The sequence below is a fragment of the Kribbella lupini genome (genome assembly GCF_039529595.1).
GTDB classification, from domain to species: domain Bacteria; phylum Actinomycetota; class Actinomycetes; order Propionibacteriales; family Kribbellaceae; genus Kribbella; species Kribbella lupini.
The window spans coordinates 1,701,645-1,724,593 of record NZ_BAAANC010000002.1; the positions used below are offsets into that span (position 1 = coordinate 1,701,645).

The 22,949-nt window shown below is 69.4% G+C and carries 19 protein-coding genes; 14 read left to right on the plus strand and 5 right to left on the minus strand.

Annotated features, from left to right (window positions below; all coding sequences use genetic code 11):
- Window position 1 precedes the first annotated feature (1 nt).
- The gene (locus tag ABD235_RS21400; protein WP_344176693.1) at window positions 2–997 is read right to left on the minus strand and encodes a glycosyltransferase family 2 protein; all 996 of its coding nucleotides are present in this window, start codon (window positions 995–997) and stop codon (window positions 2–4) included.
- Between the two features lie 149 nt (window positions 998–1,146).
- Between ABD235_RS21400 and ABD235_RS21405 the strand changes: the two genes are divergently transcribed.
- Both ABD235_RS21405 and ABD235_RS21410 read left to right on the plus strand, forming a co-directional pair.
- Window positions 1,147–3,390 carry a hypothetical protein gene (locus ABD235_RS21405; protein ID WP_344176695.1) on the plus strand — a complete coding sequence of 748 codons (2,244 nt, stop codon included), beginning with the start codon at window positions 1,147–1,149 and terminating at the stop codon, window positions 3,388–3,390.
- A gap of 58 nt (window positions 3,391–3,448) precedes the next feature.
- The gene (locus ABD235_RS21410; RefSeq protein WP_344176696.1) at window positions 3,449–5,698 is read left to right on the plus strand and encodes a hypothetical protein; all 2,250 of its coding nucleotides are present in this window, start codon (window positions 3,449–3,451) and stop codon (window positions 5,696–5,698) included.
- Here the strand turns inward: ABD235_RS21410 and ABD235_RS21415 are convergent.
- Entirely contained in the window at window positions 5,683–6,711 is a 1,029-nt protein-coding gene (locus ABD235_RS21415; protein WP_344176698.1) for a PseG/SpsG family protein, read from the minus strand. The two genes, ABD235_RS21410 and ABD235_RS21415, sit on opposite strands and share 16 nt — an antisense overlap.
- A gap of 183 nt (window positions 6,712–6,894) precedes the next feature.
- Between ABD235_RS21415 and pseB the strand changes: the two genes are divergently transcribed.
- The 8 genes from pseB (at window position 6,895) to ABD235_RS21455 (ending at window position 15,052) form a co-directional block, all read left to right on the plus strand.
- Entirely contained in the window at window positions 6,895–7,878 is a 984-nt protein-coding gene (pseB, locus tag ABD235_RS21420) for a UDP-N-acetylglucosamine 4,6-dehydratase (inverting) (protein ID WP_344176700.1), read from the plus strand.
- A 4-nt stretch (window positions 7,879–7,882) separates the two neighbouring features.
- The gene (gene pseC / locus ABD235_RS21425; RefSeq protein WP_344176701.1) at window positions 7,883–9,007 is read left to right on the plus strand and encodes a UDP-4-amino-4,6-dideoxy-N-acetyl-beta-L-altrosamine transaminase; all 1,125 of its coding nucleotides are present in this window, start codon (window positions 7,883–7,885) and stop codon (window positions 9,005–9,007) included.
- Between the two features lie 37 nt (window positions 9,008–9,044).
- A complete protein-coding gene (locus ABD235_RS21430) occupies window positions 9,045–10,508 on the plus strand; it encodes a hypothetical protein (RefSeq protein WP_344176702.1) in 1,464 nt (487 codons plus the stop codon).
- Window positions 10,508–11,371: a hypothetical protein gene (locus tag ABD235_RS21435; RefSeq protein WP_344176704.1), complete on the plus strand. Its 864-nt coding sequence runs from the start codon at window positions 10,508–10,510 to the stop codon at window positions 11,369–11,371. Before ABD235_RS21430 ends, ABD235_RS21435 begins: the two co-directional genes overlap by 1 nt.
- The gene (locus ABD235_RS21440; RefSeq protein ID WP_344176706.1) at window positions 11,368–12,099 is read left to right on the plus strand and encodes a cytidylyltransferase domain-containing protein; all 732 of its coding nucleotides are present in this window, start codon (window positions 11,368–11,370) and stop codon (window positions 12,097–12,099) included. Before ABD235_RS21435 ends, ABD235_RS21440 begins: the two co-directional genes overlap by 4 nt.
- A gap of 84 nt (window positions 12,100–12,183) precedes the next feature.
- The gene (locus tag ABD235_RS21445) at window positions 12,184–12,984 is read left to right on the plus strand and encodes a class I SAM-dependent methyltransferase (RefSeq protein ID WP_344176708.1); all 801 of its coding nucleotides are present in this window, start codon (window positions 12,184–12,186) and stop codon (window positions 12,982–12,984) included.
- Between the two features lie 89 nt (window positions 12,985–13,073).
- The gene (locus tag ABD235_RS21450; protein WP_344176710.1) at window positions 13,074–13,415 is read left to right on the plus strand and encodes a DUF485 domain-containing protein; all 342 of its coding nucleotides are present in this window, start codon (window positions 13,074–13,076) and stop codon (window positions 13,413–13,415) included.
- A complete protein-coding gene (locus ABD235_RS21455) occupies window positions 13,412–15,052 on the plus strand; it encodes a solute symporter family protein (RefSeq protein WP_344176712.1) in 1,641 nt (546 codons plus the stop codon). The genes ABD235_RS21450 and ABD235_RS21455 overlap by 4 nt, the downstream gene beginning before the upstream one ends.
- A 3-nt stretch (window positions 15,053–15,055) precedes the next feature.
- On the opposite strand, the gene ABD235_RS21460 is transcribed toward ABD235_RS21455, so the two are convergent.
- Entirely contained in the window at window positions 15,056–15,694 is a 639-nt protein-coding gene (locus ABD235_RS21460; RefSeq protein ID WP_344176715.1) for a winged helix-turn-helix transcriptional regulator, read from the minus strand.
- Between the two features lie 49 nt (window positions 15,695–15,743).
- On the opposite strand from ABD235_RS21460, the gene ABD235_RS21465 reads away from it, so the two are divergent.
- The 3 genes from ABD235_RS21465 to ABD235_RS21475 all read left to right on the plus strand — a co-directional run bounded on the left by ABD235_RS21465 (window position 15,744) and on the right by ABD235_RS21475 (window position 20,621).
- Complete coding sequence (locus ABD235_RS21465; protein ID WP_344176716.1) at window positions 15,744–16,184, plus strand: pyridoxamine 5'-phosphate oxidase family protein; 441 nt, start codon at window positions 15,744–15,746, stop codon at window positions 16,182–16,184.
- A 159-nt stretch (window positions 16,185–16,343) separates the two neighbouring features.
- Window positions 16,344–19,955, plus strand: a complete 3,612-nt coding sequence (locus ABD235_RS21470; RefSeq protein ID WP_344176718.1) for a discoidin domain-containing protein — start codon at window positions 16,344–16,346, stop codon at window positions 19,953–19,955.
- Between the two features lie 153 nt (window positions 19,956–20,108).
- Entirely contained in the window at window positions 20,109–20,621 is a 513-nt protein-coding gene (locus tag ABD235_RS21475) for a hypothetical protein (protein ID WP_344176719.1), read from the plus strand.
- 172 nt (window positions 20,622–20,793) lie between these two features.
- Here ABD235_RS21475 and ABD235_RS21480 read toward each other — a convergent pair whose 3' ends face one another.
- Complete coding sequence (locus ABD235_RS21480) at window positions 20,794–21,606, minus strand: hypothetical protein (protein ID WP_344176723.1); 813 nt, start codon at window positions 21,604–21,606, stop codon at window positions 20,794–20,796.
- Between the two features lie 52 nt (window positions 21,607–21,658).
- On the opposite strand from ABD235_RS21480, the gene ABD235_RS21485 reads away from it, so the two are divergent.
- The gene (locus ABD235_RS21485) at window positions 21,659–22,024 is read left to right on the plus strand and encodes a Pr6Pr family membrane protein (protein WP_344176725.1); all 366 of its coding nucleotides are present in this window, start codon (window positions 21,659–21,661) and stop codon (window positions 22,022–22,024) included.
- Here the strand turns inward: ABD235_RS21485 and ABD235_RS21490 are convergent.
- Window positions 21,957–22,943 (minus strand): ArsR/SmtB family transcription factor, encoded by a 987-nt coding sequence (locus ABD235_RS21490; protein WP_344176728.1) that lies wholly within the window; start codon window positions 22,941–22,943, stop codon window positions 21,957–21,959. The genes ABD235_RS21485 and ABD235_RS21490 overlap by 68 nt on opposite strands.
- Between the last annotated feature and the right edge of the window lie 6 nt (window positions 22,944–22,949).

Consider the following 22,949-nt stretch of genomic DNA (forward strand, 5'->3'; position numbering starts at 1 on the left):
CCTACCGCTGCTCGGGATCGCTGGATTCGAGTGCCTCGGCGTAGGTGTGATGGCCCGGATCCTCGAGGCTGTCGTAGCCCACGAGGAACTGCGGGCGCTTCTGGCTGGACAGGAACAAGCGGGCGACGTACTCGCCCAGCAGACCGAGGCAGAGCAGCTGGATCGCGCCGATCACCGCCACGGCCAGAACGGTCGACGTCCAGCCGGGGATGCTCTGGCCGGTCAGCTTGATCACCAGCGCGCCGATGACGAATGCGATCGACAGCAGGCCGCCGAACAGACCGAGCCAGGTGGCCAGCCTGAGTGGTGCCGCCGAGAAGGCCGTGACGCTGTCGAACGCCAGCCCGAGCATCTTGCGCAGGTTGTACTTCGTGACGCCGGCCGCCCGCTCGGCCCGGACGTACCGGACCTCGGCACTCGGAAAGCCCAGCCACGGGATCACCAGCCGGAACACCCTGCCGTCCTCGGGCAGGCCGTTCACCGCGTCCACGACCCGGCGGGAGACCAGGCGGAAGTCACCGGCGTCGAACGGGATCTCCCGGCCGACCAGGCGGCACATCAGGCGGTAGTACATCCGGGCGGTGGTCCGCTTGGCCCAGGTGTCGCTGGACCGGTCGGAGCGGACGCCGTACACGACGTCGACGTCCTGGTCCCGAGCGGCGGCCAGCAGCTCGGCGATCACCTCGGGCGGGTCCTGCAGGTCGGCGTCGATGGTGACCAGGTACTCACCGCGCGCCCGCCGGAATCCGGCCGACAGGGCGGCCTGGTGCCCGGAGTTGCGCAGCAGCCGGACCAGCCGGAGCTGCGGCCAGGTCCTGACCGCCTCGCTCAGCAACGCGGCTGTCCCGTCCCGGCTGCCGTCGTCGACCACGACCACCTCGTAGCTGATCCCCAGACCGTCCAGCAGCGGGTGCATCCGCTCGAAGAAGATCGGCAGCACCTCCTCCTCGTCGTACATGGGTACGACGACAGAGAGCACTGGAACGGCGGTCGGCATCGGCACCTCCTCCTGCGAGGCTACTTGTGCCCGCTCGGCCCCGCTAACCTTCCTTCGTGCCAACGATGACGCTCGGAGCGCCCAGCTTGCCAGGTGCCCCGCCGCGTCAGGAGCAAAAGGCTGTTCGGTGGCGCACTGTGCTCGGTGTCGTGATCAAGGTGGCCGCCGGTGTCGCTCTGGCCTGGCTGCTGATCTGGCTGATGGCCGGGCACTCGTCCGGCGACAGCATCGCCCGGCTGCTGCGGTTCTGGGTCCTGGGCATCACCGTGCCCGGCACCATCCTGTGGCGGCTGGCCAGTCCGTTCCGCCACAACCTGATCGAGGACTTCGCCGCCGGCTCGCTGGTCGGCGTCTCTGTCCTGCTCCTGGTCTACATGGCCGTCGCACCGATCGGCCTGCAGGAGTGGGCCTGGCTCTGGATCGTCCCGGTCTTCGTGGCGGCCGTCTCCGTGCCCTCGTGGCGCAGGCGGTGCCTGAGCAAGGTGGAGCGGCCGGTCAACCCGCTGACCGCCTGGCTGATCGCCGGGGCCTGCGCCCTCCCGATCTACGCGACCGGCCGCTACCGGAACCTGGTGCCCGCGCCGTACGCCGACGCCCGCTCGAACTCGCCGGACATGGCCTTCCACCAGGCCCTGTCCGCCAGCGCGAAGTACGACTTCCCCCTGCAAGCGCCGTACCTGCAGGGCGAGAAGATGGACTACCACTACTTCTGGCACCAGTTCACGGCGGCCACAGCGTGGGCGACGGGCGTGGACCTGACCGATCTCGTCTACACGATCGGCTGGATCCCGCTGCTGCTGGCCGGGTGCGCACTGATCTTCGCGCTGACCGACCGGATCGCTCCGGGCTCCCGCTGGGCCGGCCCGCTCGCCATCGCGGTGGCCGGCATCGGCGGCACGGTCAACGCCTACCCGAACGTGACGCTGCCGGCCGAGGGCCTGACGAACTACGTCTGGGGCAGCCCCACGCAGAACCTGGGCGGCGGGCTGATCGCGCTGATGGCCCTGCTGGGCGTGGACCTGCTCCGCGGCCGCAGCTCGCCGGGCAGCTACGTGCTGTTCGTCCTGATCGGCGTGGCCGCGTCCGGCTCGAAGGCGACCGTGCTGCCGCTGATCATCTGCGGGTTCGGCCTGGTGCTGTTCATCCGGATCTTCTACCGCCGGTTCGCCGTCAACGCGCTGGTCCTGATCGGCATCCTCAGCGCGGTCTTCCTGGCCGCGATCGTGGTGGTGTTCGGCAACCACTCGTCGGGCCTCGCGGTCCGGCCGTGGGTCACGTTCGCCAAGATCGGCACCTACCCGCTGACGGCCAAGGAGGTCGGCTGGGGCGAGTACGACCACGGCGCGATGTGGACCAGCGGCATCATCGTCTGCCTGTCGCTGCTGCTCGGGTCGGCCGGCCTGCTCGTCCTGGCCGGTACGACGGCCCGCTGGTTCCGCGACCCCGGGATGATCTTCCTGGTCGGCATCGCGATCGCCGGCTTCGGCGGGATGGTGCTGACCGACCAGCCGGGCACCAGCCAGATGTACTTCCACCGCACCGCCGTACCGGTGATCGCCGCACTGGCGGCCGCGGGCGCCTGGATGCTGGTGTTCTGGTTCGCCGACCGGCGGTCCGGCATCGCCGTACTGGCTTCGGTGCTGGGCGGTGCGGGCGCGACGTACCTGGCCCGGGAGATCACTCGGGCCAATCCGGGCGAAGGTAAGCCGTTCCGCCGTCCGGACGGCACGCTGGACGGTCTGGTCGCGCCCTGGCTCTGGACCCTGCTCTTCCTGCTCCTGGCGGCCGGACTGGTCACCGGGCTGTGGAAGCTGGCCAAGCGGCGTGGCAGGCCCAGCCGGATCGCCATGGCGTCGTTCGTCCTGGCCGGGATGGGCGCAGGGCTGCTGCTGCCCGTGCAGACGATGCTGAACTACCGCGAGGTCACGCTGCAGCCGCTCACCGACAAGTACCCGCTCGGCCCGACGCAGACCCAGACCGACGCCGCGCACTGGCTGCGGGACCACACCTCGCCGTCCGACCTGGTCGCGACCAACGCGCACTGCGCGATGAAGAACGCCTCCGGCTGCGACGTCCGGCACTTCTGGATCTCCGCACTGTCCGAGCGGCACGTGCTGGTCGAGGGCTGGGGCTACACCAACACCATCAACGACCTGGTCGCCGCCACCGGCAAGAGCCCCAACGGCCTGCCGTTCTGGGACGAGCAGAAGCTCGAGGACAACGACCGGGCGTTCACCTCGCCGACCCGCGACAACCTGCGGCTGCTGCGCACCAAGTACGGCGTGCGCTGGCTGTACGCCGACCCGACCCAGACCGCCGTCTCGCAGAACCTCGACACGCTGGCGACGCTGCGCTACGCGACGCCGGACGCGCTGATCTACGAGCTGCCCTGACCACTGTTCGTGACACGGGTGTACCTGTTCGTGGTCTAGCCCGATTAGGGTGACCCGCATGGCTAGAGCGAGACGGCGCGGGCCGAGGGAACGCGGCACCGGCTCGATCGCCGGTCTTGCTGCCGTCGTACCGGTCGCCGTGCTGGCGCTGGTGATGATGGACCGGCACGCTCCGGTGCTGGACGTGCTGAAGTTCACGGCGTTCGTCCTGCTCGGTGTCGGACTGCCAGGCCTGGTCCTGTGGCGACTGATCGGCGCGTACCGCCGCAACCTGGTCGAGGACTGCGCAGCCGGCTTCGCAGTCGGTACGGCGGCTCAGCTGCTCGTCTACCTGGCCGGCTCGTCCGTGGGGCTGCAGCGCTGGTCCTGGGTGTGGGCTCCGATCGTCCTGGTCGTCGGTGTGATCGACGGGGACGTCAGGGCTCGCGTGTGGCGCCGAGTTGAGGCTCCGCTCGGGCCGGTGACCGCCTGGCTGCTGGCGGCGTCCACGGCGCTGGTGATGCTGCTGATGTACGCCAAGGGCCCTGGGCGCTACGCACCGGCGTACACGGATCCGAACGTCGCCTTCTCGGACATGGCGTTCCACCAGGCGCTGGCGGCGAGCGCCAAGACCGACGTACCGATCGTGCCGCTGTGGGTCTTCGGCGAGCCGATGAAGTACCACACGTTCTTCCACCAGGTAGCTGCGGCGACTTCCTGGTCGACCGGCATCAACCTGACGAACCTGCTGTACGCGCTGCTGTGGGTGCCGCTCGCACTGGCCTGCTGTGCGCTGGTGTTCACGTTGACCCAGCGCTTCCTGGCGAAGCCTGGTGAGGAGCCGCATCCGGGAGCTGTCTGGGCCGGGCCGTTCGCCGTACTGCTGGCCGGAGTGGGTGGCACGCTGCAGCCGCTGCACGACATCTCGCTGGGCAACATCTCGATGGCCTCGAGCCAGTACCTGAGCCCGACGCAGAACCTGGGCATGATGCTGGCGCTGCTGCTCGCCGTACTGGCTGTGGACCTGCTGCGGGCGAGGCCTGTCCGTAGCCGGTGGATCCTGTTCGTGCTGGTCGCACTGGCCTCGTCCGGTGCCAAGGCGACGATCCTGCCGCTGGCGATCTGCGGGTTCGGACTGGTCTTCCTGGCTCGCCTAGCGACGAGGCGCTCGACCTGGCGAGCTCTGGTCGGCGGGCTGGTCGTGCTGGTGATCTTCGTCGCCGCCGCGATCGTGGTGTTCGGTGGTGAGTCGTCCGGCCTCCAGATCAAGCCGGCGCAGATCTTCATCCAGCTCCAGCCGTACGCCGCGCTCCGGCACGGCACCGGCGTGGACCGGGCCGCGCAGCTGCTCAGTGCGGCGACGACGACGGCCGCGTGGGGTCTGGCCGTGGTCGGCGTGCTGTTCCTTCGCAGGTTCTGGCGGGACCCCGGTGTGGTCTTCCTGGCCGGTGCCGCGATCGGCGGCTTCGCGGCGAGCGTGCTGACGTCGCAGCCCGGAGTCAGCCAGGTCTACTTCTACCGGACCGCTTTTCCCTTCCTGGCGGTGCTTTCCTGCCTCGGCCTGGCCCGGCTGACCGACAAGCTCGGCGACCGGCGGGGCGGCGTACTGGTCGCTGCGGCAGCCGGTCTCGGGCTGTTCGGCGCCGGCTTCGCCAGAGTGGCGTCGGACGACGTGTCCGGCGTGAAGGTGCCGTTTCTCCTGACCCTGCTGGCCTTGCTGGTGGCCGGACTGGTCGCAGCCATCGCCTGGCGACTCGGCGGCCGCAGTGGTGGCCTCTTCACCGCGGCACTGGCCTCACTGGTCGCCGCCTGCATGGCCGGCTCGACCTCACTCCCCCTGCTGACGCTCGTCTCCGACCAGGCAACCCTCGTCATCTACGGCAAGGTCGCCGGTGGCGGGCCGACCACCGCCGAAGCCGACGCGGCCCGCTGGCTGCAGGCGAACACGGGCAAGGACGACCTGGTCGCCACGAACGCCCACTGCATCGTCCAGCGCGGTGACGTCTGCGACAGCCGCCACTTCTGGATCGCCGCCCTGTCCGAACGCCAGATGCTCGTCGAGGGCTGGGCCTACACCAACCGCGCCAACCGCATCTCCGTCACCGAGGGCGGCAACCCCAGCCTGCTCGAGTTCTGGGACCGCGAGCTCCTGGCCACCAACGACGCCGCCTTCACCTCGCCGTCCGCCCCGATCATCGACCGCCTCCGCCGCTACGGCGTCCGCTGGCTGTACGCCGACCACCGCGCCGGCCTGGTCTCCCCCGACCTGAAGCAGTACGTCCGCCTCCGCCACGCCACCCTGGACGCCACGATCTACGAGATCAGGTGAAAGAGGGCGTCGGCGACGCGGACTCGGCCCTGGCCGTCGACCAACTGGTAGCCGGCGGCGGCCAGGCGGGCTCGCTCGGTCGGGTCCTGCAGCAGCGGGCCCAGTACGGCGGCGGCTGCGGTGGGGTCTTGTTTGAGGTCGGAGAGGACGCCGATGCCTACGGCCGCGCCGGTGGCTACCGTGCGTTCGTAGCCCATCACCTGGTTGTCGACCACGCAGACCAGGCCGGCTGTCGCGCCCAGGCACAGCAGCTCCCAGGTGGAGGTGCCGGAGGCGCTGATGACCAGGTCGGAGGCTACGACGGCCTTGGCGAGCTGGGACGTGGGGCCGATCACCTCGACGTGCTGGCCGGCTTGCAGGTCGACGGCGGCGATGGCGGCGGCCAGCTCGTCACCGGGAGCTACGACGAGCGCCTCGAACGCCTGATTGGTGGCTGCCAGGGCGCGGACGACGTGCGGGCCGGCTCCGAACGCGTCGGTGCCGCCGAAGAAGGCGAAGACCTTCGGGACGGCGTTCGTCCGGACCGTCGGGGGCTCGCTGGGCCGCAGCTCGAGGATCTCGTTGCGGAGCAGGACGTAGTCGAGCCCGGCCAGCCGGACGGCACCGGCGGGCAGCTCGGGGGTGTCCTGCTCGGAGCCGAGGTTCTGGTCGACCAGGATGTCGGCCACCGCCCCGCCGTACCCGCCGTCGACGATCGCCAGGCTCGGGAGTCCGCTCGCCCGTACGGCGGCGAACACGGCCGGGTCCAGGTCGTAGGAGTCCCAGACCACCGCGGTCAGCTCCAGCCGCCCGAACAGCGTCAGGTGCTCCTCAGCGGTCCACACCGCCGGCTCGACCGCGATCCCCCGGCTCCGGATCTGCTCGTCCGCCCAGGGCACCGTGTGGCTGTCGCAGACGAACACGACCTCGGCACCGCGCCGTACGAGCTCCTCGGCGAGCGCCAGACTCCGCATCACGTGGCCGATCCCGCGCTTGGGGCCTACGTCACACCTGACACCGATCCGCGAGTTCACGCCCAGACCGTACCGGGTGAGCTGAACCACGTGGGACGGCGGCGAACTTCTGGGGCGGATGGGGCGTCTGTCCACAGGCGGGCCAACCGGTGATTGAGGCATCCGACGGGCAGCCCGCTATCGTACGGAGTTGCTGCTCAGGCGGCTGTCCGGAACTGTCCCCTCAGAAGGGTCCTACTCGACGTGTCCATCCTCACCGGCTCCGACATCCTCGTCACCGGAGGCACCGGCTCCTTCGGCAAGGCGTTCATCCGCTACGCGTTGGACAACCTGGACCCGCGCCGGATCATCATCTTCAGCCGCGACGAGCTCAAGCAGTGGGAGGTCCGCCAGCTGTTCGGCGACGACCCGCGGCTGCGGTTCTTCATCGGCGACATCCGCGACCGGCAGCGGCTGAACCGGGCCATGCACAAGGTCGACTACGTCGTCCACGCGGCCGCCCTGAAGCAGGTCGACACCGCGGAGTACAACCCGTGGGAGTTCGTCCAGACCAACGTGGTCGGCTCGCAGAACGTGATCGAGGCCTGCATCGACTCCGGCGTGAAGAAGGTCGTCGCGCTGTCCACCGACAAGGCCTCCAGCCCGATCAACCTGTACGGCGCGACGAAGCTGACCGCCGACAAGCTGTTCATCACCGGCAACCACTACGCCGCCGCCTACGAGACCCGCTTCTGCGTGGTCCGCTACGGCAACGTGATGGGCTCGCGCGGCTCGATCATCCCGAAGTTCCGCGCCCTGCACGAGGCCGGCCAGTCGCTGCCGATCACCGACCTGCGCTGCACCCGGTTCCTGATCACGCTGCCCGAGGCCGTCCAGTTCGTGGTCGACTCGTTCGAGCAGATGCAGGGCGGCGAGCTGTACGTGCCGCGGATCCCCTCGATGAAGATCACCGACCTGGCCCAGGCGATCGCGCCGGGCGCCAAGATGCACGACATGGGCCTGCGCCCGGGCGAGAAGCTGCACGAGGAGATGATCAGCCCGGAGGAAGGCCGCCGCGCCCTGGCGATCGGCGACCGCTACGTGCTGCAGCCGGACCTGGCGACCTGGGGCTACCAGCCGCCGGCCGACGGCGTACCGGTCGCGGACGGGTTCCACTACACCTCGGACAACAACGAGGAGTGGTACACGATCGAGGAGATCACCAAGATCCTCGAGAGCGACGTCTGAGCCGATGCTGCCCTACGGACGCCAGTCGATCAGCGACGAGGACATCGAGGCCGTCACCGCGATCCTGCGCGGTGACTGGCTGACCACCGGGCCGACCGTCACCGCGTTCGAGAACGCGATCGGCGAGCTGTCCGGCGGCCACCGCGCCGTCAGCTGCACCTCCGGGACGGCGGCCCTGCACATGGCGTACGCCGGTCTGGGCGTCGGGCCCGGTGACGAGGTCGTCACCACGCCGATGACGTTCGTGGCGACCGCGTCCTGCGCGGCGATCCTCGGCGCGAAGATCGTGTTCGCCGACGTCGAAGAAGACACCGCGCTGCTCGACCCGGCCGCCGTCGAGGCGGTCGTCACCGACCGCACCAAGGTGATCGCGGCCGTCGACTACGCCGGCCACGCCGCCGACTACGACGCGCTGCAGCCGATCGCGGACCGGGTCGGCGCGAAGACGCTGGACGACGCCGCGCACTCGGTCGGCGGCACGTACAAGGGTCGCCCGGTCGGCGACCTGGCCGACGTCACGACGCTGTCGTTCTTCCCGACCAAGAACCTGACCACCGGTGAGGGCGGCGCGGTCGTCGCCAAGGAGCCGGCGGTGGCCCAGCGGGTGCACGAGTTCCACTTCATCGGGCTGGTCCGCGACGCCGACCGGTTCGAGATCACCGACGAGGGCCCGTGGCACCAGGAGGTGCACGAGCACGGCCTGAACTACCGGCTGACCGACATCGCCTCCGCGCTCGGGCTGTCCCAGCTCAAGCGGCTGGACGCGTTCAAGAAGCGCCGCTCCGAGATCACCGCGCGCTACAACGAGGCCTTCGCGGGCGTCGACGGGCTGCGGACCCCGGCCCAGCGCGACTACGTCGACCCGGCCTGGCACCTGTACCCGGTCCGCGTCCTCGGCGGCCGCCGCCGCGAGGTTTTCGAGGCGATGCGCGCGGCCGGCATCCTCGTCCAGGTGAACTACATCCCCGTCTACTGGCACCCGGTGTTCGCGAACGCGGGCTACCAGCGCGGCATGTGCCCGAACGCGGAGCAGTTCTACCGCGAGGAGATCTCGCTGCCGATGTACCCCGACCTGACCGACGCGGACGTCGATCGGGTGATCGAGACGCTGACGAAACTGGTCTCCTGATCACCTTTTCTTGCGGAGAGTCAGAGAATTGACCACTGTGACATCTGATCAGTCCTCGGAAGAGACCAGTCCGGCACGCTCGGTGATGATCGCCGGGGAGCTGCTGAACTGGTCCGACCTGCACCCGTCGGACGCCCGTCCCGCGGTCGGTGGGCCGGTGGCGGCCGAGTTGCTGGCCGCCGTCGTCCGACCCACCGACTCCGTGCTCGTCGCGGGGCCGCACTCGCTGGAGCTGCTCGAGCAGCTCGCCAAGACGGCGGCCTCGGTCGACGTCCTGGCGCGCTCGGCGCCCGACGCCGAGGAGATCGCGCAGGCGCTCGACGTCCGCGTCTTCTGCGGCACGCTGGACCACTTCGGCCCGGAGCACGGCGAAGCGTCGTACGACGTGGTCGTGGCGCTCGACGGGGTGCCTCGGCTGATCGGGCCGGATACGCTGGTACTGCCGTGGGCGGACGGGCTCGCGGCGCTGAAATCCCGGCTCGCCCCGGGAGGACGGCTTCTGCTCGGTGCCGAGAACAGCTTCGGCATCGAGCGGCTGGTCCAGCCGGACCCGACCATCACCGTCCCCCGCGACGAGGACTGGCCGGCGGACGTCCGCGGCGACGCCGCGGCCCCCGCGGGGTTGAAGGCGGTGCTGAGCGCGCTGCAGACCGCTGACCTGCGGGTGACCAGCACGTATGCCCTCTTCCCGACCCTGGTCGAGGCCTCGGTCGGGCTGAGCAGCGTCGACCAGGCGCTGGCTGCGGCTGTGGTGGCCCGGTCCGTCGCGGCCCGGTTCTCCGGGCCGACCTTGACCGACCCGTACCGGACCACCCAGGAGGCAGTGGCTGCCGGCCTCGGGATGGAGTTGGCGCCGGGCTGGTTCTTCGTCGTGGGTGCGGAGTCTCCCGGCGTACTGCCCGATGGCGCTGTCCCGGCCGGACCGGGAGTGCTGCTCGAGGAGGAGCTGTTCACCGCGCTCCGGATCGACGACCACGCGGCGCTGCGGCGCATCATCCCGGCGTACGTCGAGTGGCTGCGGGGGCAGGACGCGGCGACCGCCGCGGTCGCCTCGGCCGACAACGTGATCAGCGACGGTACGACGTACCGGCTGTTCGGCACCGCGCCGGCGCTCGAGAGCACGGGCGACGCGCTTGTGGTGGCGCAGCTCGGGCGGTTCGCCCGGCGCTCGCTGGAAGCGGGCTCGCGGCAACCATGGGCCGTCGGCAGCGCGCCGCGCGACCTGACCGCCCGCCTGGCGTCGATGGCAGGCATCTCCGTCACCGACGAGCTCTGGGCCGCCGTTGCCGACAACAACGAGATGATCCGCCCGCAGGGCAGCGCCGAGCAGCTGGCCACGATCGCCCGGCTGGCCCAGGAGCTGGCCGACGCGAGCACGCAGGCCACCTGGTTCGAGGGTCAGTTGAAGGGGATCCGGCGCTCCAAGCCGTACCGGGTCGGTCAGGCGGTGCTCAACCCGGCCCGGGTCGTGGTCAAGCGCGTCCGCCGTGTGGTGCGCTGATGCATCACGCCAACCACTTCTACGGCCACGCGCACATCATGGCCAAGTACGCCGGGCTGCCGGCCGGTGATCCGCCGACCATCTGGGGCTACCTGCAGCACGGCTGGAACATCCTCGACGGGTTCGCGTACAACACCGCGTTCGTGGCCGGGATGCCGAAGTTCGTCTGGTCCGACACGGTCCGCCGCCGCGGCTGGTCGATGGGCCTGCGCAACTACTCGGTGATCGGGTCGGCCTGGCTGTACCTGCTGGAGCTGCACCCCGAGCTGGCCGCGCCGGCCCCGGATGCCGCGGGCACCATCTTCTACCCGTTCCACGGCTGGGAAGGGCAGAACGTGCTCGGCGACCACGCCGAGATCGTTGCCTCGATCAACGAGCACGAGACCGGTCCGGTGACCGTCTGCCTGTACTGGAACGAGTTCGAGAACGAGGCCATCAAGCAGGTCTACACCGACGCCGGTTTCCGGGTGATCACGCACGGGTACCGGGGCCTGCACTGGCGCAAGACCGACGCCGACTTCCTGCTCAAGCAGCTCAAGGAGCTGCGCAAGCACCGCAGGGTCGCCTCCAACCGGCTCAGCTCCGCGGTGCTGTACGGTGCTTCGATCGGACTGCAACCGGGCGTGTACGGCGACCCGATGCTGCTGGAGAACGAACACCCCTCGTTCGGCGGCCAGGCCCGGATCCGGCGCCTGTGGCCGGAACTGAACCAGCCGTACGTGCCGCTCGACCTGGCCAAGGCGTTCACCGACGCCGAACTGGGCGTCGAGCACCTGGCCGGACCGGCCGAGATCCGTGACCTGTTCCGCTGGACCGATCCGGCGCTGCTGGTCAAACCCAGAACTGCGAAGGTGTTGTCATGAAGATCGGGATCATCACCCAGGCCCGCGCCACCAGCACCCGGCTGCCGGCCAAGGTGCTGCTGCAGGCCGGCGGCCGGACGTTCCTCCAGCACCACCTGGACCGGCTGGCCGCGACCGGCCTGCCGGTGATCGTGGCCACCACCACGAACTCCGACGACGAGCCGATCGTCGAGCAGACCACCGCGGCCGGTTTCCCGGTCTTCCGGGGCAGCGAGCTCGACGTGCTGTCCCGGTTCGCCGGCGCGATCCGCGAGCACGGGCTGGACGGCGTCGTCCGGGTCACCTCGGACTGCCCGCTGATCGACCCGGGCGTCATCACCGAGGGGGTCGACCGGTTCGAGGCCGAGGCCGCCGAGAACCTGTACGTCTCGAACTGCCTGGAGCGGACCTACCCGCGCGGCATGGACTACGAGATCTTCTCCGGGCCGCGGCTGCTGCGGGCCGACGCCGACGCGACGATCCCGGCCGACCGCGAGCACGTCACGTCGTACCTGCACCAGAACCGGACCGGCGACATGCGGCTGCTGAACATGCCGTGGGACGGCGGCGACGCCTCGCAGTACCGGCTCACGCTGGACACGCCGGACGACCGCAAGCTGCTCACCACGCTGATCGAGGAGTTCGACGCGGCGGACCTGAACTGCGCCGACCTGGTCGCGATCATGGGCAAGCACCCCGAGCTGCACGCGATCAACGAGCACATCGAGCAGAAGAAACTCGGAGAGTAGAACAACTGCCGCGTCACTATTCGCAGACACGCCCTACCGCGCGCCCTGACGTCACCGGGCGCGGCTACGGCATGATTTACGGTGATGACCACCGACGACCCAGGACCTGAGCGCGCCCGCTCCTTCGGCGCCGTGGCGGCCGCGTACGACGCGGGCCGCCCGACGTTCCCCGCCGAGGCGCTGTCGTGGATCCTCGGGCCGGGCCGTCTGCAGGTGCTCGACCTCGGCGCCGGGACCGGCAAGCTGACCGCCGTGGCGGCCGCGCTCGGCCACGACGTGGTCGCGGTCGACCCGTCGGAGGAGATGCTGACGGTCTGCCGCAAGGTGCCAGGGGTCGACACGATGGTCGGCGCCGCCGAGTCGATCCCGCTGGCGCACGGCTCGGTCGACGCGGTGATCGTCGGGCAGGCCTTCCACTGGTTCGACCACTCACGGGCGCTGCCGGAGATCGCCCGCGTGCTGCGGCCGAACGGCGTACTGGGCCTGCTCTGGAATCACTACGACACCGTCGTCCCGTGGGTACGGCGGCTGCACCGGGCCATCCTCGGTGAGGACTTCCTGGCCGGTGCCGACCAGTTCGACCCGATGCCGATCCTGCTGCAGTCGGACCTGTTCGCCCAGGTGCAGACCGGCCGGTTCCGGCACTGGCACGACCTGGACCGCGGCGGCCTGCGCCAGCTCGCACTGTCGCACTCGCGGGTCTCGGTCCTGACCGAGTCCCGTCGCGAGTCGGTGCTCGAGCAGATCGACGGGATCTACGACGGCACCGCCCGTCCCCCTGAGCCGCTGCGGATGCCGTACTTCACCAACTGCTACCGCACCTGGCCGAGCGACCTGGCCAACTACCAGCGCACCCTCGACGCGCCCGTCGCACCACCTCTCTGACGCCCTCGGCAACTTTTTGGTCGCGGTGGGTCACAAACGCGCCCGCGGGGGCTAACGTGCATCTGTTCGTTCCCGACTGAGGGGTGCAGATGGAAGACGACGCAGTGCGCGAGCGGGACGCCCGCGCCTACGAAGCGGTGCACGAGGCGGCCGACTTCACCGAGCTGAAGCGCCGCTACAAGAACTTCGTGGTGCCCTGGACCATCACGTTCATGGTCTGGTACCTGGCCTACGTGGCCTGCAACAACTGGGCCCGGGACTTCATGAGTACGCGCGTGGTCGGCCACATCAACATCGCGCTGATCTTCGGCCTGCTGCAGTTCGTCTCCACCTTCGTGATCGCCTTCCTCTACGGCCGGTTCGCGAACCGCAAGCTCGACCCGCTCGCGAGCGGGCTGAACGCCAAGTACAAGAGGGAGCGCCGCCGGTGAACACTCTGCTGATTCCACTCGCCGACGCCGAGCCCGGCAACCAGGCGCTGACCATCTCGCTGTTCACCGCGGTGGTTGCCGTGACGCTGTACATCACCTGGTGGGCGTCGCGGCAGAACAAGACCACCGCCGACTACTACGCCGGCGGCCGCTCGTTCAGCGGTTCGCAGAACGGCCTGGCCGTGGCCGGCGACTACATGTCGGCCGCGTCGTTCCTCGGCATCTCCGGCCAGATCGCGCTCTACGGGTACGACGGCTTCCTGTACTCGATCGGCTTCCTGGTGGCCTGGCTGGTCGCGCTGCTGCTCGTCGCCGAGCTGCTGCGCAACTCCGGCCGCTTCACGATGGCCGACCAGCTGGCGTTCCGGATGAAGCAGCGCCCGGTCCGGACGGCGGCCGCGTCGTCCACGATCGTCGTCTCGATCTTCTACCTGCTGGCCCAGATGGTCGGTGCGGGGTCGCTCGTCGGCCTGCTGCTCGGCGTGAAGAGCGAGGGCCTCAAGGCCGGCGTGATCGTGCTGGTCGGCGCGCTGATGATCGTCTACGTGACGATCGGCGGCATGAAGGGCACCACCTGGGTGCAGATCGTCAAGGCCGTGCTGCTGATGACCGGCACGCTGCTGATCACGTTCCTGGTGCTGCTGAAGTTCGACTTCAACCCGTCCAAGCTGCTCGGCGCGGCCGCGGCCAACTCGGGCAAGGGCGAGGCGTTCCTGCAGCCCGGTCTGCTGTACGGCAAGGACCTGGTCGGCCAGATCGACTTCCTGTCCCTCGGCCTGGCCCTGGTCCTCGGTACGGCGGGCCTGCCGCACATCCTGATCCGCTTCTACACCGTGCCGGACTCCAAGTCCGCGCGGCGGTCGGTGCAGTGGGCAATCGGCCTGATCGGCGCGTTCTACCTGATGACGCTGGCCCTCGGGTTCGGTGCGGCGGCGCTGCTCAACACGGGCAAGGACAGTGCGGTCGCGACCTCGAAGGGCAACACCGCGTCGGTGCTGCTGGCCGAGGTGGTCGGCGGTGGCGCCGACTCGATCGGCGGCGCGATCCTGCTCGCGCTGATCGCGGCCGTTGCCTTCGCCACCATTCTGGCCGTGGTCGCCGGGCTGACGCTGACGTCGGCCTCGTCGTTCGCGCACGACCTGTACGTGAACGTGATCGCCAAGGGCAAGGTGACCGAGCGGAACGAGATCCGGGTCGCCCGGTTCGCCGCGATCGGGATCGGCGCGGTCGCGATCGGGCTGGCGATCCCGGCGCAGAAGCTGAACATCGCGTTCCTGGTCGCGCTGGCCTTCGCCGTCGCGGCCTCGGCGAACCTGCCGGCGCTGCTGTTCAACCTGTTCTGGAAGCGGTTCAACACCTCCGGCGCCGTGTGGAGCATCTACGGCGGCCTGATCAGCGCCGTGGTGCTGGTGATCTTCTCGCCGGTGGTGTCCGGCTCGTCGACCTCGATGATCACCGGCGCCGACTTCTCCTGGTTCCCGCTGTCCAACCCCGGCATCGTCTCGATCCCGCTCGGCTTCCTGCTCGGCGTGATCGGCACCTTCGTCGGCAAGGACCGCTCCAGCGAACTGCGCTACAACGAGCTGTCCGTCCGTTCGCTCACCGGCGCCGGCGCGGAGGGCGCCACCAAGCACTGACCGTCAGATCCGGAAGAGCTGACTGAAACGGGTCAGCTCGGATTTCGGCCCGTTGATCCCCACCAGGCCGTCCGCCAGCGCTTCGGCGGGCGTGACCGTGCCGTCGAGCAGTGGGGTCAACGGGCCGAACGCTTCGATCACCAGCGTCGGCTTCTCCGCCGCGCCCGCCTGCACGTGGAGCTCGTCGCGCTCGACGACCGCGTGCACGACCACCTCGCCGAACCGCACCTCGTACGTCGCCTTCGCCGTGCTCGCCGCCGGCTGGAACGTCGACCGCAGCGCCATCACCAGGACGTCGGTGTCGGCGATCTCCCCCGGCCGCAGCTCACCGAGCGACCGGGCTCCCCAGCGCCCCAGCTCGAGCACGACCGTGTCCAGCGCGGCGCCGTACGGCGTGAGCTCGTAGACGATCGCCCGGGACGGGCTCGGCTCGATCCGGCGGCTGACGAGACCGGCCGCCTCGAGCTCCTTCAGGCGCGTCGCGAGCACGTTGGTGGGGATCTTCGGCAGCCCGTTCTTGAGGTCGGTGTAGCGCTTGGGGCCGACCAGCAGGTTGCGGATCACCAGCAGCGCCCAGCGCTCGCCGACCAGCTCGAGCGCGCGGGCGACCCCGCAGTACTGCCCGTACGTCTTCGCCGTCATAGGACAACTCTACTTGACAGAGTGCACTTGTTTTTATGAAGCTTGCTTCATGGCGACCATGAGCAAGCAGCAGCGAGAGCAGTTTCTGGCCGGCCCGCACGTCGGTGTGGTGAGCGTGAACGGCGCCGACGGGGAGCCGCCGACCAGCGTGCCGACCTTCTACGCCTACGAGCCGGGCGGGCTGATCACGATGTTCACCGGGACGCAGCGGAGGGTGCCGAAGCGGATCGAGCGGATCAAGGCGGCCGGCGCGATCACTCTCGTCGCGCAACGCGAGGAGCAGCCGTTGGCGTACGTGACGGTCGAGGCGGAGCTGGTCGAGATCGGCAGACCGACCGCCGAGCAACTGGTGACGATCGCCCGCCGGTACATGCCGGAGGAGCACGCGACCGGTTTCGCCGCGGGTGAGCTGGGCGATCCGGAGAGCACGATCGTCTTGTTCACCTTCCGGCCGACCCGGTGGTTCAGCTCGGACACGTCAACGGACTGACCGATCACGAACCGTTGACGCTCGCGGAGCGCTGCCGTAACAATGAGCCAGCGCTGCGCAAGAACTTGGCAAAGATCGAGCAACTTCTAGAACTAGCCTGCAATTTTCTTGGCAGCGGCTGTCCCCCTCACCACCGCCCATCAGGAGAGGCCGGATGCCATGAGAACCAGATCTGGAAGGTGGCGCCTGCTCGCCACCGTGCTCGCGAGCAGTGTGCTGTTGTCCGCCGGACCGGTCTTCGGACTCCCGCAGGACGTCCCGGCCGGCAGCACCGCCGCCGCGGCCGTCCTGGCCGGGCCGAACCTGGCCGCCGGCAAGGCTGCCTCGGCCAGTACCAGCACCCAGAGCTACGCCGCGTCGAACGTGACCGACGGGAACCAGACCACCTACTGGGAGAGCGCCAACAACGCCTTCCCGCAGTGGGTCCAGGTCGACCTGGGCTCCTCGGTCAGCACCAACCAGGTCGTGCTCAAGCTGCCCAGCTCCGGCTGGGGCTCGCGCGACCAGACTCTCGCCGTCCAGGGCAGCACCGACGGCCAGAACTTCACCGACCTGTCCGCCTCGGCGTCCCGGGCCTTCACGGCGCCCGGCAACACCGTGACCGTCGACTACGGCGCGGCGACCGTCCGGTACGTCCGAATCCGGATCACCGCGAACACCGGCTGGCCCGCCGGTCAGCTGTCCGAGCTGGAGGTCTACGGACCGGCCACCGGTGACACCCAGGCTCCCACCGCCCCGGGCAACCTGTCGTTCACCGAGCCCGGCACCGGCCAGATCCGGCTCAGCTGGAGCGCGTCGACCGACAACGTCGGCGTCACCGGGTACGACGTGTACGCCAACGGCCAGCTGCGCACCAGCCTCGGCGGCGGCGTCACGACGTACACCGACACTCAGCCGGCCTCGACGTCGGTGACGTACTTCGTCCGGGCGAAAGATGCCGCGGGCAACCAGTCGCCGAACAGCAACAGCGTCACCCGCGGCGGCAGCTCCGGCCCGGGCAGCAACCTCGCGCTGCGCAAGCCGATCACGGCGTCCGGGTTCGTGCACACGTTCGTGGCGACCAACGCGAACGACGACAACGTCACGACGTACTGGGAGGGCAACGCCAACCCAGCCACACTGACCACCGAGCTTGGTTCCAACGCCGATCTCAGCTCGGTCGTCGTCCGGCTCAACCCGGACAGCGCCTGGGGCAACCGGACGCAGACGTTCTCGATCCTGGGCCGGGAGCAGAGCGCTTCGGGGTTCAGCACGATCGTGGGCTCCGCGGCGTACAACTTCAGCCCGTCCTCGGGCAACACCGTGACGATCCCGGTCAGCGCGCGGGTCGCCGACGTGCGGCTGAACTTCACCGGCAACACAGGTGCTCCGAGCGGCCAGGTCGCCGAGCTCCAGGTGATGGGCGTGCCCGCCCCGAACCCGGACCTCACGCTGTCCGGGGTGTCGTGGACGCCGACCTCGCCGGTCGAGACCGACACGATCACCGTCCGCGCGACCGTCAACAACACCGGTACGGCGGCTGCGGGCGCTTCCGTGGTGAACTTCTACCTCGGTGAGACCAAGGTCGGTACGGCTTCGGCAGGCGCGCTCGCCGCCGGTGCGTCGACCACCGTCACCGCGTCGATCGGTAGCCGCGACGCGGGCAGCTACCCGCTGAGCGCGAAGGTCGACGAGGCGAACACGATCGTCGAGCAGAACGACGCCAACAACTCGGCGAGCAGCGCCTCGCCGTTGGTGGTGACTCCGGTGGCGAGCTCCGACCTGGTGGCGGGCGCGGTCACCTGGACGCCGGGCAACCCGTCGGCCGGGACGAACGTCGCGTTCTCCGTTGCCATCCGCAACCAGGGCTCGATCGCGTCGGCCTCGGGGGCGCACGGGATCACGCTGACGCTGCTCAGCGGGAGCACCGTCGTACGGACTCTGACTGGTTCGTACTCCGGTGCGATCGCCGCTGGTGCGACTGCCCCGGCCGTGTCCTTGGGGAGCTGGCCGGCGGTCAACGGGCGGTACTCCGTCCGCGTCGTCCTGGCCGACGACGCCAACGAGCTGCCGGTGAAGCGGACCAACAACACGTCGGAGCGCCCGTTGTTCGTGGGGCGCGGCGCGAACATGCCGTACGACCACCTGGAGGCGGAGGACGCGTCCGTCGGCGGTGGCGCCACGGTGGTCGGCCCGAACCGGACCATCGGCGATCTCGCCGGGGAGGCCTCCGGCCGGAAGGCCGTGACGCTGAACTCGAACGGTGCGTTCGTCGAGTTCACCACCCGGGCCAGCACGAACACCCTGGTGACCAGGTTCTCCATCCCGGACGCGGCCGGCGGTGGCGGAATCAACTCGACCGTCAACGTGTACGTCAACGGCACGTTCCACAAGGCGTTGCCGCTGACTTCGAAGTACGCCTGGCTGTACGGCGCGGAAGCAAGCCCGGGCAACTCGCCGGGCGGCGATCCCCGCCACATCTACGACGAGGCGAACCTGATGCTCGACGGGACCTTCCCGGCCGGCACGAAGATCAAGCTCCAGAAGGACGCCGCGAACACCACGAACTACGCGATCGACTTCGTCGACACCGAGCAGGTGGCGCCGGTCGCCAACCCGGGTTCGACGTACGCGGTGCCGGCCGGCTTCGGTCACCAGGACGTGCAGAACGCGCTCGACCGGGTCCGGATGGACACCACCGGCACCCTCGTCGGCGTCTACCTGCCGCCGGGTGACTACCAGACGTCGAGCAAGTTCCAGGTCTACGGCAAGGCGGTCAAGGTGCTCGGCGCCGGCCCCTGGTACACGCGGTTCCGGGCGCCGACGACGCAGGACAACACCGACGTCGGGTTCCGCGCGGAGGCCTCGGCCAACGGGTCGTCGTTCACCGGCTTCGCCTACTTCGGCAACTACACCTCACGGATCGACGGACCCGGCAAGGTCTTCGACTTCTCGTCCACCGCGAACATGACCATCGACAACATCTGGGTCGAGCACATGGTCTGCCTGTACTGGGGTGCCAACACCGACAACTCCACGATCAGGAACTCGCGGATCCGGAACATGTTTGCCGACGGCATCAACATGACCAACGGCTCGGCCGGCAACACCGTCAGCAACAACGACGCTCGCGCCACCGGGGACGACAGCTTCGCCCTGTTCAACGCCACCGACTCCGGCGGCGGGGAGGTCCGGGACAACGTCTTCGAGAACCTGTCGTCGACGCTGACCTGGCGGGCGGCCGGCATCGCGGTGTACGGCGGCACGAACAACGTGTTCCGCAACCTGTACGTCGCGGACACGCTGGTCTACTCCGGCATCACGATCAGCTCGCTCGACTTCGGCATCCCGATGAACGGCTTCGGCGCCACCCCGCCGACCCGCTTCGAGAACATCTCGGTGGTCCGCGCCGGCGGCCACTTCTGGGGCGCCCAGACGTTCCCCGGCATCTGGATCTACTCCGCCACGAAGATCTTCCAAGGCATCCGCCTCACCGACGTCGACATCGTCGACCCGACGTACTCGGGCATCATGTTCCAGACCGACTACGTAGGCGGCAGTCCGCTGTTCCCCGTCACCGACACCATCCTCACCAACGTGTCGATCTCCGGCGCCCGCAAGTCCGGCGACGCCTTCGACGCCAAGTCCGGCTTCGGCATCTGGGCCAACGAACTCCCCGAACCCGGCGAGGGCCCGGCCAGAGGCACCGCGGTCTTCAACAACCTCACCCTCACCAACAACGCGGTGGACATCCGCAACACCACCAGCACGTTCACCATCACCCGCAACTAGCCGCCCAACAGAACGGCCGCCGATCATCCGATCGGCGGCCGTTCGCCGCACCCGGAAACTGCCCTGAGGTGCCCCACGATGCCCTCGTGTCCCGCGTCACTTAGCCCGCTTCCGCGTGAAACCGTCGTCCCTTGCCATCAAGAGGCGGGGGAAATGCCAGTTCACGTGTTTGTCGATGAGAGCAAGTCCAAGGGGTTTCTGATTGCGGCCGCCCGGTGTCCGGCTGAGGAGGTCACCGTCCATCGAAAAGCCTTGCGCGGTTTACTTCTCCCTGGGCAGGAGCGCCTGCATTTCCGTCACGAAACCGATGCCAGGCGCAAGCAGATCTTGGACGTAGTGAGCGAGTTCCACCTGCTCGTCGACGTCTACCACGCGGAACGCGAGACCCTCGCGGCGCGCCACGCCTGCCTCGAGGCGATCGTGCGCGACGTCGCGGGCACCGCGGCTCGGCTTGTCATCGAGCGGGACGAGTCGACGTACCAGCGCGACCGCCGAACCCTGCACGCGGCGTGCTATCGCTTCAACTGTCCGGAACTGCGCTGGGACCTGCTGGCACCGAAGCTCGATCCTCTGCTGTGGGTGCCTGACGCGGTGGCCTGGGCGTGGACTCGCGGAGGCAACTGGCGCCGGCGAGTAACTCGCTTCACCGACGCCAGGAACCTCTGAACGCGCGAAACCCGGCTCACCTACCGTCCGGAAGGCTGCCGGGTTCACTTCAGAGGACTCTACTGTCCCAAGCAGAGCCAACAATACCGCGCGGGGTGGTCCAAATGAAGGGAAGCTCGGGGCAGTTCAGCATCTGCCCTGCATTGCCCCGACGAGTTGTTCTCCAAGCTGGTTATGGCTGGGGATCTGCCCGCCTGCGGTGGCGGGAGAGGAGGTAGGCGGCGGCGCTCAGGGCTGTGAGGATCGCGCAGGTGTAGCTGAGGTTGCGGCTGAAGTGGGCGTCGGATCTCTTGGACTGGGTGGCGCCGGCGGGGCGGGCTTGGGTGGGGTTGGTGATGACGTACTCGACCTGCTGGGTGCCGCCGGGGTCGGGGACGCGGGATTCTTCTACGCGGTCCTCGGCTTTGACCTTGGTGGTGTACTCGCGGCCGTTGGCGGTGAAGCGGACTTCCAGGTAGCGGTCGCCGAAGCCGCCGGGGCCGTCGTCGTAGCGGAGGATCGTGGCGGGGGCGGTGGCCAACGGGGCTTCGAAGGGGCCTTGATCGGCGGAGAAGTAGCCGTCGGCGAAGAAGACGGCGGCCATCAACGCGAAGAACGCGATCAGGCCGGCGGGGACCAGCGGGTCGCCTCGGCGGCGCCAGGTGGGTTCGTCGGGGGTGGTGGAGGCGTGTCTGCCGGTGGAGGCGGGGAGATCGACGTACGTGGCGGGGCTGATGCCGCGGAGCCAGAGGCCGACGAGGACCAGTACGGCGTACAGAGCCCAGGCGGTGATCGCGAGGAGGCCGGCGATGGCGCCGGTGAAGAAGTAGTCCTCGGCGGAGGCGCCCGTGAGAACGGCGATCAGGGCGAATAGGCCGCCGAGGGCGGCCGCGCAGCCGAGGAGGCCGAGGACGAAGACGAGGGGAACGGATCCGCCGGTGGACTCGCCGAGTTGGTAGAGGCGGCACGGGCCGACGAGGAAGATCCTTCGCAGCAGTCGGCGCATGGGGTGAGGATCGCAGGGCAGCGGGGCACGCGCGGGGAGGCCCACCGCGAGCGTGGGGCTCCCCAATCTCTCCCGCTGGGCGCTGGTCGCGACGATCGGATTCCACTACGTCTCGCCCTGGGCGACGCTGATCGCCTGGCTGGTCTTCGGGCCACGCCCACGGATGACCTGGGCAACAGTCGCGGCGGCCTTCGTCTGGCCCATCACCTGGCTGGTCTACATCTTCGTCCAGGGCAGTTTCACCGACTGGTATCCCTACCCGTTCCTCGACGTGACCGACCTCGGGCTCGGCGTCGCCGTTCGGAACGCGGCGTTCGTCGTCGTCCTGGGAATCGCTCTGGCAGTGGGCTTCAAGGCACTCGACGGACGGCTGCCGGCTCGGTCGGGGAGCGCAGCAGGTGGTGCCCGGTTGCGGTGAGGGAGTGCAGCGCGGTTCCGCCGGCCCGGTGGGTGGTGATCAGGCCCGCTGCGCGGAGGATGCGGGTGTGGTCCGAGGTGGAGGCCAGGGAGATTCCGCAGCGGCGCGCGAGTTGCGTCGTACTGGCTGAGGCGGCGAGGGCTCGGAGCACCGTGGCGCGGGTGCGGCCGAGCAGGTCGGCCAAGGCGTCGGTGTCGTCGGCCTCGTCGAGGAAGAGGTCGGCGCAGGGGTAGACGAGCACGGGCCGGCGATCGGGGACGTCGAGGGCGAGGCATTCGGCGGTGAAGGCGGACGGATACAACTGCAGTCCCCGCCCCTCCAGCCGGATGTCGAAGGTCGGTCCGGCACCCAGCCCGTACGACGTGAGCACGGGACTCGTCCACGTGATGTCCGAGTGCAGGCCGTTGAGCATCGCGTCAACCCCACCGAGCAGCAGTGCCCGCGAGCGCAGCGCGAGGTCCGCGCCGTACCGGCGCTCGAGCTCGCTGCCGGACGGCGTCAGCACCTGCTGGTGGAACTCCCGTACGGCGTTGCCGAGCGCACGACGCGACCCGGCCCGCCCGGCCAGCAGCCCTTCCATGAACGGCTCCACCTGCGCAGGCAGCCACGGGCCGAGCTGGTCCCTCACGACTTCGGCCGGCGTATCGCAGAGCACCTCGACGGCCGCTTCCAGCCCGGGCGCCTCGACCACCGGCGTCAGGAAGTCCGGGAACTGCCCACCGGGCGCAATCAGCTTGAACAGCGGCCGCATCGACGGCCGCACCCGAGGCCCGGCCACCCGTCGCCAGCGCCGCGCGGCCGGCGGGATCGCGCGGTCACCGAGCACACGGGCCGCGAGCGCCGCCTCCCACAGCGGTTCGGGCTCGGCCGGGAACACCACCCGCCCGAGGTCCGCTGCCGTGAAGTGGATCCGGATCACAGGCTC